Origin of the sequence: Nocardia seriolae NBRC 15557, assembly GCF_007990715.1 — a bacterium.
Classification (GTDB): Bacteria; Actinomycetota; Actinomycetes; order Mycobacteriales; family Mycobacteriaceae; genus Nocardia; species Nocardia seriolae.
Map to the genome: position 1 here is coordinate 1 of NZ_BJWY01000147.1, position 16843 is coordinate 16843.

Annotated in this window: 15 protein-coding genes and 2 pseudogenes; 5 read left to right on the forward strand and 12 right to left on the reverse strand. The window is 69.0% G+C overall.

The window, feature by feature from the left end; translation table 11 throughout:
- The 5 genes and pseudogenes from atpE to NS2_RS38020 all read right to left on the reverse strand — a co-directional run.
- On the reverse strand, positions 1 to 198 hold a 198-nt coding region (gene atpE / locus NS2_RS31000), incomplete at its 3' end, for an ATP synthase F0 subunit C (protein ID WP_045439774.1).
- A 50-nt stretch (positions 199 to 248) separates the two neighbouring features.
- Positions 249 to 1040 carry a F0F1 ATP synthase subunit A gene (gene atpB, locus NS2_RS31005; RefSeq protein ID WP_082062760.1) on the reverse strand — a complete coding sequence of 264 codons (792 nt, stop codon included), beginning with the start codon at positions 1038 to 1040 and terminating at the stop codon, positions 249 to 251.
- Complete coding sequence (locus NS2_RS31010; protein ID WP_228102871.1) at positions 1037 to 1348, reverse strand: hypothetical protein; 312 nt, start codon at positions 1346 to 1348, stop codon at positions 1037 to 1039. Before NS2_RS31010 ends, atpB begins: the two co-directional genes overlap by 4 nt.
- Positions 1349 to 1580: 232 nt before the next feature.
- Positions 1581 to 3214: pseudogene (locus NS2_RS31015) on the reverse strand (monocarboxylic acid transporter).
- Positions 3211 to 3549, reverse strand: coding sequence for a DUF485 domain-containing protein (locus tag NS2_RS38020; protein ID WP_033090873.1), 339 nt, complete (start codon positions 3547 to 3549; stop codon positions 3211 to 3213). Before NS2_RS38020 ends, NS2_RS31015 begins: the two are co-directional and overlap by 4 nt.
- Before the next feature lie 213 nt (positions 3550 to 3762).
- Between NS2_RS38020 and NS2_RS31025 the strand changes: the two genes are divergently transcribed.
- The 3 genes from NS2_RS31025 (at position 3763) to NS2_RS31035 (ending at position 7287) form a co-directional block, all read left to right on the forward strand.
- Positions 3763 to 5301 carry a DUF7782 domain-containing protein gene (locus tag NS2_RS31025; protein WP_045439776.1) on the forward strand — a complete coding sequence of 513 codons (1539 nt, stop codon included), beginning with the start codon at positions 3763 to 3765 and terminating at the stop codon, positions 5299 to 5301.
- A gap of 397 nt (positions 5302 to 5698) precedes the next feature.
- On the forward strand, positions 5699 to 6667 hold the full coding sequence (locus tag NS2_RS31030; protein ID WP_033090868.1) for a sigma-70 family RNA polymerase sigma factor: 969 nt from the start codon (positions 5699 to 5701) through the stop codon (positions 6665 to 6667).
- 245 nt (positions 6668 to 6912) lie between these two features.
- Positions 6913 to 7287, forward strand: a complete 375-nt coding sequence (locus tag NS2_RS31035) for a hypothetical protein (RefSeq protein ID WP_033090869.1) — start codon at positions 6913 to 6915, stop codon at positions 7285 to 7287.
- 23 nt (positions 7288 to 7310) lie between these two features.
- Here the strand turns inward: NS2_RS31035 and NS2_RS38615 are convergent, their stop codons facing one another.
- Both NS2_RS38615 and NS2_RS38620 read right to left on the reverse strand, forming a co-directional pair.
- Positions 7311 to 7874, reverse strand: coding sequence for a helix-turn-helix domain-containing protein (locus NS2_RS38615; protein WP_197707837.1), 564 nt, complete (start codon positions 7872 to 7874; stop codon positions 7311 to 7313).
- Positions 7808 to 8134, reverse strand: a pseudogene (locus NS2_RS38620) (DUF6597 domain-containing transcriptional factor); the annotation flags it as partial. The gene NS2_RS38615 and the pseudogene NS2_RS38620, both read right to left, overlap by 67 nt.
- An 86-nt stretch (positions 8135 to 8220) precedes the next feature.
- On the opposite strand from NS2_RS38620, the gene NS2_RS31045 reads away from it, so the two are divergent.
- Both NS2_RS31045 and NS2_RS38030 read left to right on the forward strand, forming a co-directional pair.
- The gene (locus tag NS2_RS31045; protein WP_228102872.1) at positions 8221 to 8820 is read left to right on the forward strand and encodes an SDR family oxidoreductase; all 600 of its coding nucleotides are present in this window, start codon (positions 8221 to 8223) and stop codon (positions 8818 to 8820) included.
- On the forward strand, positions 8817 to 9098 hold the full coding sequence (locus tag NS2_RS38030) for a Rossmann-fold NAD(P)-binding domain-containing protein (RefSeq protein ID WP_261772329.1): 282 nt from the start codon (positions 8817 to 8819) through the stop codon (positions 9096 to 9098). Before NS2_RS31045 ends, NS2_RS38030 begins: the two co-directional genes overlap by 4 nt.
- On the opposite strand, the gene NS2_RS31050 is transcribed toward NS2_RS38030, so the two are convergent.
- The 5 genes from NS2_RS31050 to NS2_RS31070 all read right to left on the reverse strand — a co-directional run bounded on the left by NS2_RS31050 (position 9095) and on the right by NS2_RS31070 (position 16824).
- Complete coding sequence (locus NS2_RS31050; protein ID WP_052086975.1) at positions 9095 to 9631, reverse strand: SRPBCC family protein; 537 nt, start codon at positions 9629 to 9631, stop codon at positions 9095 to 9097. The genes NS2_RS38030 and NS2_RS31050 overlap by 4 nt on opposite strands.
- Before the next feature lie 75 nt (positions 9632 to 9706).
- Positions 9707 to 9907, reverse strand: a complete 201-nt coding sequence (locus NS2_RS31055; protein WP_052086976.1) for an SRPBCC family protein — start codon at positions 9905 to 9907, stop codon at positions 9707 to 9709.
- Between the two features lie 6 nt (positions 9908 to 9913).
- Positions 9914 to 12676 carry a phosphoenolpyruvate carboxylase gene (ppc, locus tag NS2_RS31060; RefSeq protein ID WP_033090870.1) on the reverse strand — a complete coding sequence of 921 codons (2763 nt, stop codon included), beginning with the start codon at positions 12674 to 12676 and terminating at the stop codon, positions 9914 to 9916.
- A gap of 61 nt (positions 12677 to 12737) precedes the next feature.
- Positions 12738 to 15527 carry a bifunctional acetate--CoA ligase family protein/GNAT family N-acetyltransferase gene (locus NS2_RS31065; RefSeq protein ID WP_071811743.1) on the reverse strand — a complete coding sequence of 930 codons (2790 nt, stop codon included), beginning with the start codon at positions 15525 to 15527 and terminating at the stop codon, positions 12738 to 12740.
- A gap of 58 nt (positions 15528 to 15585) precedes the next feature.
- Entirely contained in the window at positions 15586 to 16824 is a 1239-nt protein-coding gene (locus NS2_RS31070; RefSeq protein WP_033090871.1) for an acetoin utilization protein AcuC, read from the reverse strand.
- Positions 16825 to 16843 lie beyond the last annotated feature (19 nt).

Here is a 16843-nt window from a genome sequence, read left to right on the forward strand (position 1 = left end):
GGCTTCGACCAGACCGACGGTCAGGAAGAAGTTGACGCGCAGGCGGCCTTCCGCCTCCGGCTGCCGGGTGACGCCATTGATCAACGCGGCACCGGCCAGACCGTCACCGATGCCCGCGCCGATGGCACCGCCCGCCAGGATGATGCCGCCGCCGATGAGAGCGCCCTGGACGATACTCGCGGTTGCTGGGTCTGCCATTGTTCACTTCCTTTTGCAAAATGGTTGCAACACAGAACGGCTGGGGCCGCTCAGTGGTGTTCACTCTCCAGCGACATCGACTGGCTGAAGTAGAGGATGGTCAGCAGGGCGAAGATGAATGCCTGAATGGCTCCGACGAACAGGTCGAAGATCTTCCAGATGGCATTCGGACCCCAGCTGATCCAGAAGGGGAACAACGTGATCACCGAAACCATGACGCCGCCCGCGAACATGTTGCCGAAAAGTCGCAACGACAGCGACAACGGTTTGGCGATTTCCTCGACCACATTGATCAAAACCATGGGCCCCCAACCGGTGTGACCCTTGAGTAACTGTTTCACGTGCCCGCCCGGGCCGCGCCGGTAGGCGCCGGCGGCGTGATAAAGCAGGAATACGAACAGCGCCAGCGAGAGCGTGAAGTTGAAATCCGACGCCGGCGGCGCGATCAATTCCCCCGAACCGTACTGAACGGGCAAGACCGACAACCAGTTCGACAGCAGGATGAAGGTGAACAGCGTGACCGCCAGCGGCAGCACGAACGGCGCGATCTTCATGCCGATCGCCGTCTCCACCTGATTGCGCATCTGGACGGTGACGGCCTCGAAGAACAGCTGCACGCCGTTGGGCACCCCGGAGGTGATCTTCATCCGCAGGTAGAAGTCCAGCCCCAGCACGATCTGCGCGGCCACCCCGGTGGACACGATGGTGTCCACATTGAAGGTCAGGCCCCACAGCTGCGCCTGGGCGTGCTCGCCCACGTGGATCTTGGACTCCCCCGAGGATTCCTCGGCGGCCAGTATCGGCGCCGACAGATGGGCGAGAGAAGCAACGAGGATGCTCATGATTGCTGTCGAAGCCCTTTCACCTCGGGCAGAGCGGTGTGCAGTACCAGGACCAACTGAAAGAGCGCCAGCCCGAAGAAGATTCCGACGCCGTAGGGCCGGGTCAGGAATGCCACCAGAATCGACAACCCGGTCAGAATGAGCAGGCGCGACGCCGAGGACAGTGCGAGCTTTTGTTTGCTGGGTGTTTCCGAGTCCGTGATTCGGACAATCGACATCCAGGTGAGCCGGGCATTAGCCCAGCCGAGTGCCAGACCGGACGCCATGAAGACGCCCAGCAACAATCGATCTAACGCCCCTGCGACCATCAATGCCAGTATGCCGAAAGCGATTGCAATAGCAGTCGCTCTGCGCATCCGGAGCCTGTTGAGGTCCAATACGACACCGCCTCGCCGTCATCCCACCTCGTAGTGGGGCCGTGCATGATCAATAGCATACACAGCCCAACCTCGTTGCGGGCCAGTATTTTTGATCTTCAAATTGTTGATCTTGAAATTCTGAAACGCCTTTCAGCGAACTTTCCGCCACTTTATTCGGACGTCAGTGCTGCACAGCCTTTTCCGCTCCGGTGCCGGTCAGCGACCGCACTTGCATCTCCGCATACTTGATGCCGTCCCGCTCCTTCGAAAGCACGGTCCCCAGCCAGCCCAGAGCGAACGAAACCGGGATGGACACGAGCCCGGGGTTCGACAGTGGGAAGACGTGGAAGTCATGGGATTTGATCATGGCGGAGGGTGAGCCGGAGACGGCCGGTGAGAACACGATCAGGACGATCGTGACGGCGAGGCCGCCGTAGATGCTCCATAGTGCACCGGCGGTGTTGAAGCGCCGCCAGAAGAGCGAATACAAAATGGTCGGTAGGTTTGCCGAGGCTGCCACCGCGAATGCCAGGGCCACAAGGAATGCCACGTTCTGGTTCTTTGCCAGGATGCCGCCGACGCTGGCCAGGGCGCCGATCACCACCGCGGTGATGCGCGCGACCCACACCTCGCTGTCCCGGTTGTCCAGCCGACCGCCGTCCTCACGCACCTTGCCGCGCTTGATCACATTGGCGTACACGTCGTGCGCGAAGGACGCCGAGGCGGTGATGGTCAGGCCCGCGACCACCGCCAGGATCGTCGCGATCGCCACGGCCGCAACGAATCCCAGCAGGATCGGGCCGCCCAGTTCCAGGGCCAGCAGCGGCGCGGCCGCGTTCTCCTTGCCCGGGGCCTTGGCGATCCTCTCCGGCCCGACCAGCGCGCCCGCGCCGTAGCCGAGCACGAGGGTGAACAGATAGAAGACACCGATCAGCCCGATCGCCCACACCACCGACCGGCGCGCGTCCTTGGCGGTCGGCACGGTGTAGAACCGCATCAGCACATGGGGCAGGCCCGCGGTGCCGAGCACGAGAGCCAGTGCGAGGGAAAGGAAGTCGATCTTGCTGGTGTCGGTTTTGCCGTACTTGAAGCCCGGCTCGAGCAGCTTCGCGCCGGTCTTGCCGCCATGGTTCACCGCGTCGGCCAGCACATTCGACAGGTTGAAGTCGTAGCGCCCCAGCACCCACACCGTCATGGCCGCGGCCGCCGCGATCAGCAGCACCGCCTTCACGATCTGCACCCAGGCGGTGCCCTTCATACCGCCGACGAGCACGTAGACGATCATGATCGCGCCGACGATGGCGATCACGAGATTCTGCCCCGCCGAACTGGATACGCCCAGCAGCAGCGCGATCAGCACACCCGCGCCCGCCATCTGCGCGAGCAGATAGAACAGGCTCACCGCCAGCGTCGAGGTGGCCGCCGCGGCCCGCACCGGCCGCTGCCGCATGCGGAAGGCCAGCACGTCCCCGAGCGTGAATTGCCCGTATTGCGCAGTAATTCGGCGACCAGCAGCAGCGCCACCAGCCAGGCCACCAGGAATCCGATGGAGTAGAGGAACCCGTCGTAGCCGTACACGGCGATGGCCCCGGCGATGCCGAGGAAGCTGGCCGCGGACAGGTAGTCGCCGGAGATGGCGATCCCGTTCTGCACCCCGGAGAAGGCCCGCCCGGCCGCGTAATAGTCGGCGGCCGTGCGGTTGTCGCAGCTGGCCCACACCACGATGCCGAGCGTGATGACGACGAAGATCGCGAAGATGGTGATATTGAGCCCGGGCCGACTGCCTTCGACAGCGGCCGCCAGATACGCGTTCATTGCGCCTCTCCTTCCAGTGCGGCGCGGATCCGCTCGGCCATCGGGTCCAGGGTCCGGTCGGCGTAGCGCACGTACAGGCCGGTGATGACGAAGGTCGAAAGGAACTGCAGCAGGCCGAAGACGAGGCCGACGGTAATGTTCCCGGCCACCTGCTGGGATATGAAGTGGTGCGCGTAGTCGGCCAGCAGCACATACAGCGCGTACCAGGCCAGGAACAGGGCGGTCATCGGGAAGACGAAGCGCCGGAAGCGGGAACGCAGGCGCTGGAACTCGGGGCTGTCGTAGACCTCGGTCCAGTCGGGTGACGGTCCGCCGGTTTGGGTTTCAGTTGTCAACTGCGACACCTCCTGGTGATCCAGGTCACGGTAGCAACCGGGGACACCCCGGGCGGGCCGAATAACCGCAGGTGAAATGCCAGATTCGTCGATCGATGCGGCCGAGATACCGGTAGGCGTGGACCAGCAACCAACCGGTTTCCCCGCGATCCCGCTCCGCGAACCGGGCCCGGTACCGAAGTCCATCCGGCCGCGATGGCAGAGTTCCCAGCTATGCCGACGAATCGCTCCGTCGTTCCGCGCTTGACGACCAACACCTCGTCCCTGCTCGCCGACCTCGCGCCCGACCTACGCGCGGCGCTGACCCGCGTCCGCTACGACGCGGACGCCCTCCTCGAGGCGCTCGGCGATGCCGCCCACGCCGCCCTCGGCCGCGGCGAGCCCGTCCCCGTCCGCCGCGCCGCCGCCGACCTCGGCGAGCTCGGCACCCTGGTGCGCCTGCTGCTGCTCGGCGACCCGATCACCGAAGCCGAAGCGGCAGCGGCGCTTTCACCGGTGTCCATCGAACGTGCAGTGGCCGCCGGGCTTTTGGAGCACGACGGCAGCGAGGTCCGCGCGGCCTTGGACCTGCGGCCGCTAGACCTGGGCGCGGGCACCCGCTGGGTGCTCTCGGACCTCGACGACTCCATGCGCCGCCGCAGCCTCGACACCGATCACGTGCTCGGCGTCGGCCAGGCCTCGCTGTCGCTGCTGCGCGCCACCCCGACCGAGAAGGTCGGCACCGTCCTGGACCTCGGCACCGGCTGCGGCGTGCAGGCCCTGCAGGCGGCCGCCTACGGCCACCGGGTCACCGGCACCGATCTCAACGAGCGCGCCCTGTGGCTGGCCGAGGCCACCGCCGCCCTCAACGGCCTGGATATCGAACTGCTGCAGGGTTCCTGGTTCGAGCCGGTCGCGGGCCGCCGCTTCGATCAGGTGGTGGCCAATCCCCCGTTCGTCGTGGGCCCGGCCCGGGTCGAGCACACCTACCGGGACTCCGGCCTGGCCCTCGACGGGGCCAGCGAACTGGTCATCTCCGGAATCCCGGACATGTTGAATCCGGGCGGCACCGCGGCATTACTCGCCTCCTGGGTCCATATCGCGGGCCAGGACTGGCGCAGCCGCGTCGCGAGCTGGCTGCCCGATCACGGCATCGACGCCTGGATCGTGCAGCGCGACATCGCCGATCCCGCCCTCTATGTCGGAACCTGGCTGCGCGACGCCGGATTGGACCCGCGCGAGGGCGCCGCCCAGGCGCGCGCCGAACGCTGGCTGGACGCCTTCCGCGAGGCCGAGGTCGAGGGCATCGGATTCGGCTTCGTCTACCTGCGCGCCATCGACGGCCCGACCGAACTGCTCGCCGAGGACCTGACCCACGGCTTCGACGACCCGCTGGGCCCGGAGGCGCTGGCCTACTTCGAGCGCTCGGCCTGGTTGCGTGCCGCGGCCGCCGACCCGGACCTCATCCTCGACTCCCGCTACGAGATCGATCCGGCCACCGCTCTCGAACGCGTCTATCTGCCCGGCGATGAGGGCTGGGACCAGCGGGTGGCCCGGCTGCACCGCGGCGACGGCCCGCGCTGGCAGCACGAGGTCGACGACACCACCGCGGCATTGCTGGCCGGCATGCGCCCCGACGGCCTGCCGCTGCGCGAACTCATCGACCTGCTGGCCTTCGGCGACACCGGCGAGGCCGCCACCCCCGAATTCGAGACCGCGGCCATGACCGTGGTGGCCGGTCTGGTTCGCCACGGCCTGATCCACCCGCGCTAGCCCGGCCCCCGGAAACCGCCCCTGAGCGGCGGTGAGGTCAGTCACGATCGCATGTCGCCCGCATATCGATGCGGCACGAGCCGGGAATGCGGGCAGCCCGCGCACCGCTTTCTTTTGTGCTCGAACCCTGACGCCCGGGTAAGTCCCATACACAGCTGGTCCGCACGTATTCGCTTGTCGCGTCAGGAAGTTCGAGCCCGGCGGTGGCAACCACCCGGACACCGAGGGCCGTCCGCCGGGGAGCGCGAGTTCCGAATAATACGCGCTTCTCAGGAACTTCTCAGACGTGCGCCGTAAAAACCGCAGCTCAGGTGCGGTTTACCGGCTTCGGTGCGGGGAACTTTCCTGATGTCGGGTCCGTTGAACGGAGCGAGACACCACCGACAGGAGGCAAGTCATGACAAGCCCCGCCACCACTGACGTGCGCACCAGCGAACAAGACCTCGACGCCCAGAGCCCCGCCGCCGACCTGGTACGCGTGTACCTGAACGGGATCGGCAAGACGGCGCTGCTCACGGCTGCCGACGAGGTCGAGCTGGCCAAGCGCATCGAGGCGGGCCTCTACGCTCAGCACCTGCTGGAGACGAGCAAACGCCTGTCCGCCCCGAAGAATAAGGATCTGGCGATCCTGGTTCGCGAGGGTCAGGCCGCCCGCCAGCACCTGCTGGAAGCCAACCTCCGCCTCGTGGTCTCCCTCGCCAAGCGTTACACCGGTCGCGGCATGCCGCTGCTGGACCTGATCCAGGAGGGCAACCTGGGTCTGATCCGCGCCATGGAGAAGTTCGATTACACCAAGGGCTTCAAGTTCTCGACCTACGCGACATGGTGGATCCGTCAGGCCATCACCCGCGGCATGGCCGATCAGTCCCGCACCATCCGCCTCCCCGTCCACCTGGTCGAGCAGGTGAACAAGCTGGCCCGCATCAAGCGCGAACTGCACCAGCAGCTCGGCCGCGAGGCCACCGACGCGGAACTCTCGCGCGAGTCCGGCATCCCGGTCGACAAGATCGCCGATCTGCTCGACCACAGCCGCGACCCGGTATCGCTGGACATGCCGGTCGGCAATGACGAAGAGGCCCCGCTGGGCGACTTCATCGAGGACTCCGAGGCCACCTCCGCCGAGAGCGCCGTGATCGCCGGGCTGCTGCACCGCGATGTCCGCACCGTCCTGGCCACCCTGGACGAGCGCGAACAGCAGGTCATCCGCCTGCGCTACGGCCTCGACGACGGCCAGCCGCGCACTCTCGACCAGATCGGCAAGCTCTTCGGCCTGTCCCGCGAGCGCGTCCGCCAGATCGAGCGCGAGGTCATGTCCAAGCTCCGCAAGGGTGAGCGCGCCGACCGGTTGCGCGCCTACGCCAGCTAGTCACCCCGGTGGAGCCGGACCCCCTGCACGGCTCCACCCCCAACGTCGGGCCATCTTCGAGGCGCTGGCCCGATTCCGCCGACCGGCTCACCGCCCGTACGTCCCCCTCCGGGCCTGAGTCGGTCGGCGTTTTTGTGCACGGGATCGCGCGATTTGCGTGGTATGCCTGCCCTTTCGTGCCACCGACACGCGGGCGCGAGTGAAGTTGCGCGCCAGTAGCTCTCGGGAGTGGGACTCTGGCGCACGTGACCGATTCGCTGACGATGATTGCCATCGACACCCTGTCGCAGTTGGTGAACTCCTACGCCAGCGAGGTCGCCGGGACTTCGCTACCGCCGGTGAGCTGGATGTGGGACTGCCGGGCCCGCCTGGACGCGACCGGCACCGACGCCGAATTCTGCGGCACCGTCCACCCCGACCTCCCCGCCGCCGAATCCAACACCCAACTCCTCACCTGGGCCCGCGCCCTCACCCTCACCGACGCCACCGACGACCGCGACATCTCCGCCGGCCGCCGCGTCTTCACCGGTCACCTCGGCGCCTCCCGCATCCGCCTGACCGCCGTGGTCGAATCCGTCTATCCCGCAACCGAAACCCAACCCCTCCCCGCCCTGATCTAACCGACCGACCGGAATTCCAGCGGTCACGGTCGGTTCGGTATACGGATCAACGACTGACAAGGGGTGGGGGCGGGGATGTCGCCACGGAAGTAGGCGGTGGGCGGGACACCCATGAGGGAGCGGAAATCCGCCGTCAGGTGCGACTGGTCGTAGAAGCCGCCGGCCGCTGCCAGGTGCGACCAGGGGGTGTTGCCCGCGGTGGCGAGGACCTGGCGGATTCGGGTGATGCGGGCGTAATGCTGGGACGAGACACCGATTCCGGCGGTGAACAGGTTGCGGAGCTGTCGTTCGCTGACGGCGAGGGTGGCGGCCAGGTCGGTGATGGGGCGGCGGTGTCCATGGCGGCGACCGCCGTGCCGAGCAGACGACAGTGGGCGCGGCGGGTGGGGTCCTCGGAGAGGCGTTTCGGCAGTTCCGATTCCAGGAATGCCACGATGTCGTCGGAGGCCAGTTCGGTCAGGGCAGCGGCGAGATCGGCGGCGGTGCCGGGCAAGTCGGCGAGCATGGTGACGCGGTTGGTGAGGTCGGCGGCAAGCAGGCCGAGTAGGGGCTGGGCAGCGCCGGGGGCCAGGCGGATTCGGGTGCAACCGGCCGGTTTGCTCGGATTGGCGTAGCTGGCGCGGGTGCGCGGGCCCACGACCAGGGCGTCTCGGCGGCCGGATTCCTCGGTGCGCAGCACGATCGTGGTGACCGCCTGCGGCACGTGGGTGAAGGCCCGCTCGGCGGGGCGGACCGTCGGGATGTGCGCGATCTCGGTGATCCACGGGCGCAGCGAATCCGGTGGATCGAGGCGGTCCTCGAGGTCGTCGGCGGTGACCACGGAGGCCGGGAGTTGCGCGATGCTCACCCGGTCGACTCTAGGCGGTTTCGTGGGCCGCGGTCGTGCCGGTTTTTCCTATCGCCGCAGGATGCGGGCTCGGCAGGCTGGTGAGCATGATCGTTATCACCGGTGCCACGGGCACCATCGGCAGTGAAGTCGTCCGGCTGTTGACCGAGCGGGGTGTGAAAGTTCGTGCGGTGACCCGGGATCCGGAACGGGCGAGGCTGCCCGCCGAGGTCGAGGTGGTGCGCGGCGACTACACCGACGCCGCATCCATGGCCGCCGCGTTCGACGGCGCGGAGGCGGCATTCCTGGTCGGGCTGCTCGGCCCCGACTATGTCGAGTTGGATCGGGCGCTGGTCGCCACGGCTCGCGCGGCCGGGGTGCGGCGGCTGGTGAAGCTGTCCGCCATCGGCGCCGGCGATCCGGAACTGGGGCGGGTGGGCACCTGGCATCTGCCCGGCGAGCAGGCGGTGCGCGAAAGCGGAGTGGCCTGGACGATCCTGCGGCCCAGCAGTTTCGCGTCGAACACGCTCAGCTGGGCGGCCATGCTGGGGGCGGGGCAGCCCGGTGCCGAATATGACCGGAACCGCCGGGCAGGGCGTGGTCGATCCGCGCGATGTCTCCGAGGTCGCGGTGGCGGCGCTGCAGTCGGAGGCGCACGCCGGGCAGGTGTACACCCTCACCGGCCCCGAGGTCGTGAGCACCCATGACCAGGGCGGCGGCACTGGCCGCCGCGCTCGGTGTCGAGGTCGGTGTCGCCGAGGTGTCCGAGGCGCAGGCGCGCGAATTCATGCTCGGCGCAGGCATGTCCGAGGAATTCGCCGACGGCGCGCTCGCCGGGCAGGCCTTTGTGCGGGCGGGCGGCGACGAGGGCGTGACCGGCGATCTCGAACGGGCGCTGGGCCGCACCCCGCGGTCCTACGCCGACTGGGTGCGCGACCACGCGGCCGCCTTCACCGCCGACCCGGCCGAAACAACTGATCGCTAATCGTCGCGAGACTCCGGGCCGGGCTGTGCCGCTTCCGCGAGCGCCTTGAGGCGGTACACGGAGCGGTACAGCCCGTCCAGTGCGAGATTGTCGCGGGGGCGGCCGAGCGGGCCGGACAGGCGCAGCAGCTTCGAAAGCGGTGCGGTGTGGGGCCATTCGCGGTATTCGGTGACGAGTGTGCCGCCCTCGACGGGCTCGAGCAGATAGCCCCAGCTGGTGCCGATGAGATGGACCCGGAATTCGAAATGCCGGGGCGCGTCGGCGATGGTGACCTCACACGGGGTGGCCCACGGGATCGGGCCGATGCGGTTGAAGCCGACGAACCAGGCGCCGGGGGTCGGTTCGCGGACCGGGCTCAGCCATTGCGCGCCGACATTTTCCGGACTCCACCGCTTCATCTGGTTGATATCGGAGACGAGGTCCCACAGCTGCCGGGGCGGGGCGGCGATGAACAACGTGAGCTCGTCGCGGACTCCGGTGGCGGTCGTGGTGTGCACGAGCTCGGCCGGACGTCGGGTCAGACGGGACAACATGGGACCACCTTGTTCGACGGACTGTCTCAGACGATATGCCCGCCGGATGGTCCGGTCAATCGGTCAGACCGGCGATCACGGTTTCCAGGTTGTCGAGCATGCCCTCCCAACCGCCGCGACGAGTTCCAGTACCTCGCCGCGGATCTCGCCGGAGAAGTTCCGCCCCGGAATGGCACGGGTCTTCATCTCGAAGACATTGCCCACCACCGGCTCGAAGCCGATGGGCCGCATCATCCACTGCCCCATGAGTTCCGGGGTGGTCAGCGCCCGCCACATGTATTTTTAGCCCGAGTTGCGCAGCGCGGTGGCCAGGCCGTTCATGGTGAGCAGGATGCCGCGCTCGACGAGTTCGGAGGTGTCGCCCGCGCGGCGGCGGCGTAGCAGCTCGACCTGGAGCTGGTTCAGCGGCTCCAGGTACGGGAAGCGGTTGTGGATGGACTCGGCCAGGGCCGGGTTGTCGGCGAGCAGTTCCTCGGTGCCGGTGATGGCGACGTGCATGCGCACGGTGCGCGAGTACTCGTCGCAGATCATGCCGAAGACCTTGTCGCGCAACGCCCGGTCCGGGACCAGGTCGGCGTAGGCGGCGGCGATGTCCATGTCCGCCTTGGCCATCACCTGGGCCAGGTTCGAGAGCACCGTGCGGAAGAACGGCCAGCGGCGGTAGAGATCCGACAGCGTGGCCAGCCGCGCCGGGTCGTCACCGATCCACTGCTCGACCGCGGTGCCGGTGCCGTACCAGCCCGGCAGCATGACTCGGGACTGACTCCAGGCCATGACCCACGGGATGGCGCGCAGGTCGTAGACGGAGCTGGTGGGTTTGCGCGAGGCCGGGCGGCTGCCCAGATTCAGGTCGGCCACCTCGGCGATGGGGGTGGAGGCACGGAAGTAGTCGACGAAACCGGGCGTCTCGTGCACCAGCTTCGAGTAGGCCGCGCGAGCCGATTCGGCCAGCTCGTCCAGCATTTCGTAGGCGGGCTCGGCATCGGAGCCCAGGCCCTCGACATCGAGCAGGGTGGACTCCAGGGTGCCCGCGACCAGCGCCTCCAGATTGCGGTAGGCGGTGCTCGGGTCGGCGTACTTGGTGGAGATGACCTCGCCCTGCTCGGTCAGTCGCAGCGCGCCGCGCACCGCGCCGGCGGGCTGGGCCAGGATGGCGTCGTAGCTGCGGCCACCGCCGCGACCCACGGTGCCGCCGCGACCGTGGAAGAGCCGCAATCGGATTCCGGTCTTGCGGGCCACGTCCACCAGGTTCAGCTCGGCGCGATACAGCGCCCAGTTGGCGGCCAGATACCCGCCGTCCTTGTTGGAGTCGGAGTAGCCCAGCATGACCTCCTGCTGCCCGCCGCGCGCGGCCACCAGCCGCTGATAGGCGGGCACTTCCAGCGCGGCGGAAAGGATCTCGGCCCCGGCACGCAGGTCGTCGATGGTCTCGAACAGCGGCACCACCCCGACCGGGCTGGACGGCGGGGTCTGCGCGTCGCCCGGATCGAGAATGCCCGCCTCCTTCAGCAGCAGTGCGGCTTCGAGCATGTCGCTGACCGAGGTGCACATGCTGATGATGTAGTTGGGCACGGTGGCCGGGCCCAGGTCGTCGAGCGCGGTCTTGGCCGCACGCACCACCGCGAGTTCCTTGGCGGCCAGCTCGCTGAGCCGGGCGGTGGGGCCGACCAGCGGTCGGCGCGCGGTCAGTTCGGCCGACAGCAGCTCGACCCGCGCGGCCTCGTCCAGTGACGCGTAGTCGGAATGCACTCCGGCCCAGGCGAACAGCTCGGCCACCACCTGCTCGTGGGTTTCGGAGTTCTGGCGCATGTCCAGGCCCTGGAGGTGGAAGCCGAAGGTCTCCACGGCGGCGCGCAGCGCGGCCAGCCGATCGTCGGCCAGCAGTCCGTCGCCGGAGGCGCGCATGGAAGCGTCGACGGTGTTCAGATCGGCCAGCAGCTGGTCGGGTCCGGCGTAGGGCTGGGCGCCGACATCGATTCCGTCGGCGGGGATCTCACCCAGCGACCGGCAGGCCGTGGCGCTGAGCCGGGCTCGGATCCCGCGGATGGCGCGGCGGTAGGGCTCGTCGGCACGCTGGGGCGAATCGTCGTATCCCGCATCGGCGATGGCCGCGAGCTCGGGTGTCACCGGCACCAGCCGCGCCGACTGCGACAGCGTCTTCTCCAGCTCCACCAGGGATTTCAGGTAGCGGTCGAAGGCCATCGCACCGGCGCGGTGGGTGGCGCGGTGCACCACCTCGGCGGTGACGAACGGGTTGCCGTCGCGATCGCCGCCGATCCAGGAACCCGGACGCAGGATCGGACGGCTCAGCAGTTCGTGCCCGGGCCAGCGCGAGCGCAGCGCCGCGCGCACCTGATCGTTGATGCGCGGGATGACATCGAACAGCGTCAGGTCGTAGTAGCGCAGCCCGACCTCGATCTCGTCCTGAATCCGCAAGCGCGCCAGCCGGATCAGCGCGGCCCGCCACAGTTGCAGCACCTGCCGCCGGATATCGACCTCGAGCTCGGCGAACTCCGGCTCGTAGCGGTTGTAGCGCTGCCGCTGCCGCATCAGCTCGGTGATCCGGCCCTGCACATCGAAGATGGTGCGCCGGCGCGTCTCGGTCGGGTGCGCGGTGATGACCGGTGACACCAGGGCGTCGGCGAGCAGATCGGCCACCGCGTCCCCGGCCGGGCCGGTGGCGTCGAGCTTGCGATAGGTGGCGGCCAGGCTGGATTCCTGCGGCGGCTCCCCCGCCGCCACGTGCACCGCGCGCCGCCGATCGCGCTGCAGGTCCTCGGACAGATTGGCCAGCAACAGGAAGTGGCTGAAGGCGCGGATCACCGGGAGGGCGGTGCGGATGTCGACATCGCGCAGCATGTCGGCCACCGCGCTGCGCTCCACCTCGGAGCGGCGAATCCGGAAGGCCTCCACCCGGACCCGCTCGATCAGGTCGAAGATGTCCGCGCCCTCGTGATCGCGAATGGTGTCGCCGAGGCTCCCGCCGAGGAACCGGATATCGTCGCGCAGTGGCGCGGTGGCCGTCTCGATCCTGTTTTCCTGCACTACGTTCACCTCTCCGAAGCGTTCGCTTCTGTCCTGTCGCCCGGCCGAATGTGACGGCCGCTCAACCCATTCGGCGCGGGCCGACGTCGAACCGGTTGGGTTCCGGCCCGATCCGCACCCGTCCGTACAGCACCGCCGCGCCTTCGGGCGAGGCCAGCACCGGTTCGCACTGCAACTCCCGCACCTCGGGCAGGTCGTCGCAGAGCGCCGAGATCCGTTGCGCCAGTTCGGCCAGCGCGCCCTTGTCCACCGGCTTGCCGATATCGCGGCCGCCCACCGTGCCCGACAGCAGCGGGGCCGCGCGCGGGGCGTCGATGAGTTCGGCGGATTCGGCCTCGGTCAGCGGCAACGCCCGGTACACCCGGTCGCCCAGCAGGTCGATGATCGTGCCGGACAGCCCGAAACTGATGACCGAGCCGAACGACGGGTCGTCCTGCACCCGAAAGGTACAGCCGACACCCTTGGTGGCCATGCGCTGAATGTGCACGGGATTGCCGGAGATCTCGCTGAGGTCGGTGAAGGCCCGGCGCACCGCGTCGGCCCGCCACAGATCCAGGCGGACGCCGGTGAGATCCGGCCGATTGCGCCACATCTCGCCGGTGGCCTTGGCCGCTACCGGGTAGTCCAGCCCGTGGGCGGCGGCCACCGCGGCGTCGGCGTCACGCACCTCGCGGAACTCCACCACCTGAATTCCGTAACAGCCCAATAGTTCCGCGGCCTGCAGATCGCTCAGCCAGTGCGCGGTCTCGTCGGACATCCACTGCGCCACCAGTTCCCGCGCCCGCGCGGTATCGACACCGCCGGGGCGGGCAATGGGCGACAACGGCCGGGTGCGCCAGTCGGCGTAGCGCCGCACCCGCGCCAGCGCCCGCGCCGCACGCTCGGGATCGCCGTAGGAGGGAATGGATCCGCGCTCGAGCACGCCGCCCAGCCCGCGCGTCGCGAGCAGGTTGGGCATCCCCTGGTCGGCGACGAAGGTGGTCAGCACCGGTGTGGCCGGATCGGACTGGGCCCCGGAGCGAATGGCCTCGGTGAAGGAGGCGATGGCGGCGGGCACCGGCGGGGAGTAGATCACGATGACCGCGTCCACCGCCCGGTCGGTGACGGCCGCGGCGACCGCGGTCAGATAGTCGGCCGGACTCGCCTGCGGGCCCAGGTCGATGGGCTCGCCCACCTCGAGTCCCTCACCGCGGGCCGCGTCGACCGCCAGCCAGCTCAGCGCGGCACTGTTGCCGATCACCGCCAGCCGCGGACCGGCGGGCAGCGGCTGGTAGGCCAGCAGCATGGCGCAGTCGAAAAGCTCGGTGATGGAATCGACCTGGATGATGCCGGCCTGCGCGAACAGATTGCGCACCAGCGACCGGTCCAGGTCGCGGTCGCCGTCCATGCGGGCCACATTGCGGCCGCTGTTCACGGCCACAATGGGTTTGGTGTGGGCGACCCGGCGCGCGATGCGGGAGAACCTGCGCGGATTGCCGAAGGTCTCCAGGTACAGCAGCACCACGTCGGTGTCGGGATCGCTGTCCCAGTACTGCATGAGGTCGTTGCCGGACACATCGGCGCGGTTACCGGCCGATACGAAGGTGGACAGGCCCAGCTGCCGCGCCGCCGCCTCGCCCAGGATGGCCGCGCCCAAAGGACCGGACTGGCAGAAGAATCCGATGCGCCCACGTCCGGGCAGCACCGGCGCGAGGGTGGCGTTCAGGGCGATGGCCGGATCGCTATTGGCGATGCCGAGCGCGCTCGGGCCCACCACCCGCATGCCGTGCGCGCGGGCGGCGTCGACCAGTTCCCGCTCGGCCTCGTAACCGCGCGGCCCGGATTCGGAGAATCCGGCGGTCAGCACCACCAGGCCCTTGACGCCCTTGGCCATACAGTCGTCGAGCACCGAGCCGATCTCGGCGGCGGGTACCGCGATCACCGCCAGATCGACCTCGTCGGGAATGTCGCGCACGGTCGGATAGGCCCGCACCCCGCGCACCGCGGTGCGCCGCCGGTTCACCGGGTACACCGGCCCCTGATAGCCGCCCGAGAGCAGGTTGGCCAGCACCGCGCCGCCCACCCGGGTGGTCGAGGGCGTCGCGCCGATCACCGCGATGGACCTGGGCGACAACAGGTTCCCCACACTGCGGGCCTCCGAGGCGCGCTCACGCGAATCCCGCACCGAGAGCAGGGCTTCGGTGGGGTCGATGGCGAACTCCAGATGCAGCACCGACCCGTCGTGGCTGCGCTGCACCTGATATCCGGCGTCGCGGAACACCTGCACCATGGCGTTGTTCTCGGCCAGCACCTCGGCCACGAAGGTCTCGATATCGTTCTCGGCCGCCGCGCCCGCCAGATGCTCGAGCAGGATCGAGCCCAGTCCCCGGCCCTGATGCCCGTCGTCCACCACGAACGCCACCTCGGCCGCCCGCGCCCCGGACCGCTCGGCCAGATACTCGTAGCGGCCCACCGCGATGATCTCCTCGCCGAGCTCGATCACCAGCCCGACCCGATCCCGATAGTCCACGTGCGTGGTGCGGTACAGATCCTTCGGTGTCATGCGCGGATACGGCCCGAAGTAGCGCAGGTACCGGGTGCGGTCCGACAGCCCCCCGTGGAAACGCTCGAGCGCCTGCGCGTCCGCGGCGGTGATGGGGCGCAATCGCACCACACCGCCGTCCGACGCGAGCACATCCGCGAACCAATGTTCCGGCGGCGGAGGCGGATTCACCGGTGTGCCCGGGGTGTCCGGCGGCAACGGCGGAGGTGCGGCGGCCGCGGGTTCGACCGCGCCGCCGGACGCGGAGGACGCCGCCGCACGGCCGTTGCCGGACTGCGCGGTGATGGTGTTGCCCGGCGGCGAGGTCATGCCGTTGCCCGGCGGCGGCGTAACGCCACGGCCCGGCGGCGGGGTGGGGTGGTCGGGGTCAGTCACGGGGATCCTCCGGATCCAGGCCGAGCAGGCCGAAACTCGCCCGGCGCGTTGCCAATACGGATGTGTCCAGGGCTCGGCGGGCGCGGTCGGCGCGCTCGTCGCCGGTCTCGCGGCCACCGCCGGGGCCGTCCCAGCGGGCGAAGGTGGTGTCCGCGCCGTCGCCCATGGTCTCGGGCGCGGCGATGGTGGGCGCGTAGCGGCCCACCAGCTCACGCCATTGCGGTGGCGTCGGGGTGTCCGGATCGACGCTGCGGCCCAGGGCCGTGGCCAGCAGGTGTGTCCAGGCCCGCGGCACCACCCGGATCAGTCCGTAACCGCCGCCGCCGACCGCGAGCCAGCGGCCCTCGGCATAGCGGTCGGCCAGCTCGCGCATGGCCACGAAGGCCGCGCGCTGACCGTCGACGCTGAGCTCGAGATCGGCGAGCGGGTCCTCGCGATGGGTATCGACACCGCACTGGCTGATCACGATCTGCGGCCGGAACGCGGCCAGCGCGCCCGGCACCACGGCGTGGAAACCGCGCAGCCACAGCGGGTCCCGGGTGCCGGGCAGGATCGGCAGGTTGATGGCGGTGCCCTCGGCCGCGCCGACCCCGGTCTCCTCGGGCCAGCCGGTATTGGGCCACAGCGTCGCCGGATGCTGGTGGATGGACACGGTCAGCACGCGCGGGTCACCGTAGAACACGCGCTGCACGCCGTCGCCGTGATGCACGTCCACGTCGATGTAGGCGATGCGGTCGAAACCGTTGTCCAGCAACCACGAAATGGCCACCGCTACATCGTTGTACACACAGAACCCCGCTGCCGAGGCCGGCATGGCGTGATGCATGCCACCACCGATGCTGACCGCCCGCCGGGTGCGCCCGGCCGCGATCTCGCGGGCGGCGGCCAGCGTGCCGCCCACGATGACCGACGCCGCCTCGTGCATGTGCGGGAACACCGGGTTGTCGGCCGAGCCGAGTCCGTAGGGCGGGGCGTCGGGAACCGGGCCGGGCGGTTGCTGGGCGTGCTTGACCGCCTCGATGTAATCGTGGGTGTGCACCCGCAGCAGGTCCGATTCCCCGGCGGCGGCCGGGGTGAGCCGCTCCACACCGTCGAGCAGTCCGAGTCCCTCGGCGAGCGCCATGGTGAATTCGAGCCGGGCCGGGCGCATCGGATGCTCCGGCGTCCAGGTGTAGTCGAGGAACCTATCGGTCCAGACAACGGTTCCGTCACCACCAGCTAGCCCAGGCATACCCGCCACGCTAGTGTCC

Bases quoted from the DNA above. Each gene is read 5' to 3' on its own strand.
- atpB (WP_082062760.1), bottom strand. From the start codon at position 1,040: ATGAGCATCCTCGTTGCTTCTCTCGCCCATCTGTCGGCGCCGATACTG.
- NS2_RS31010 (WP_228102871.1), bottom strand. From the start codon at position 1,348: ATGGTCGCAGGGGCGTTAGATCGATTGTTGCTGGGCGTCTTCATGGCG.
- NS2_RS31025 (WP_045439776.1), top strand. From the start codon at position 3,763: ATGCCGACGAATCGCTCCGTCGTTCCGCGCTTGACGACCAACACCTCG.
- NS2_RS31030 (WP_033090868.1), top strand. From the start codon at position 5,699: ATGACAAGCCCCGCCACCACTGACGTGCGCACCAGCGAACAAGACCTC.
- NS2_RS31045 (WP_228102872.1), top strand. From the start codon at position 8,221: ATGATCGTTATCACCGGTGCCACGGGCACCATCGGCAGTGAAGTCGTC.
- NS2_RS38030 (WP_261772329.1), top strand. From the start codon at position 8,817: ATGACCAGGGCGGCGGCACTGGCCGCCGCGCTCGGTGTCGAGGTCGGT.
- NS2_RS31050 (WP_052086975.1), bottom strand. From the start codon at position 9,631: ATGTTGTCCCGTCTGACCCGACGTCCGGCCGAGCTCGTGCACACCACG.
- NS2_RS31055 (WP_052086976.1), bottom strand. From the start codon at position 9,907: ATGTGGCGGGCGCTGACCACCCCGGAACTCATGGGGCAGTGGATGATG.
- NS2_RS31065 (WP_071811743.1), bottom strand. From the start codon at position 15,527: ATGACCTCGCCGCCGGGCAACACCATCACCGCGCAGTCCGGCAACGGC.
- NS2_RS31070 (WP_033090871.1), bottom strand. From the start codon at position 16,824: ATGCCTGGGCTAGCTGGTGGTGACGGAACCGTTGTCTGGACCGATAGG.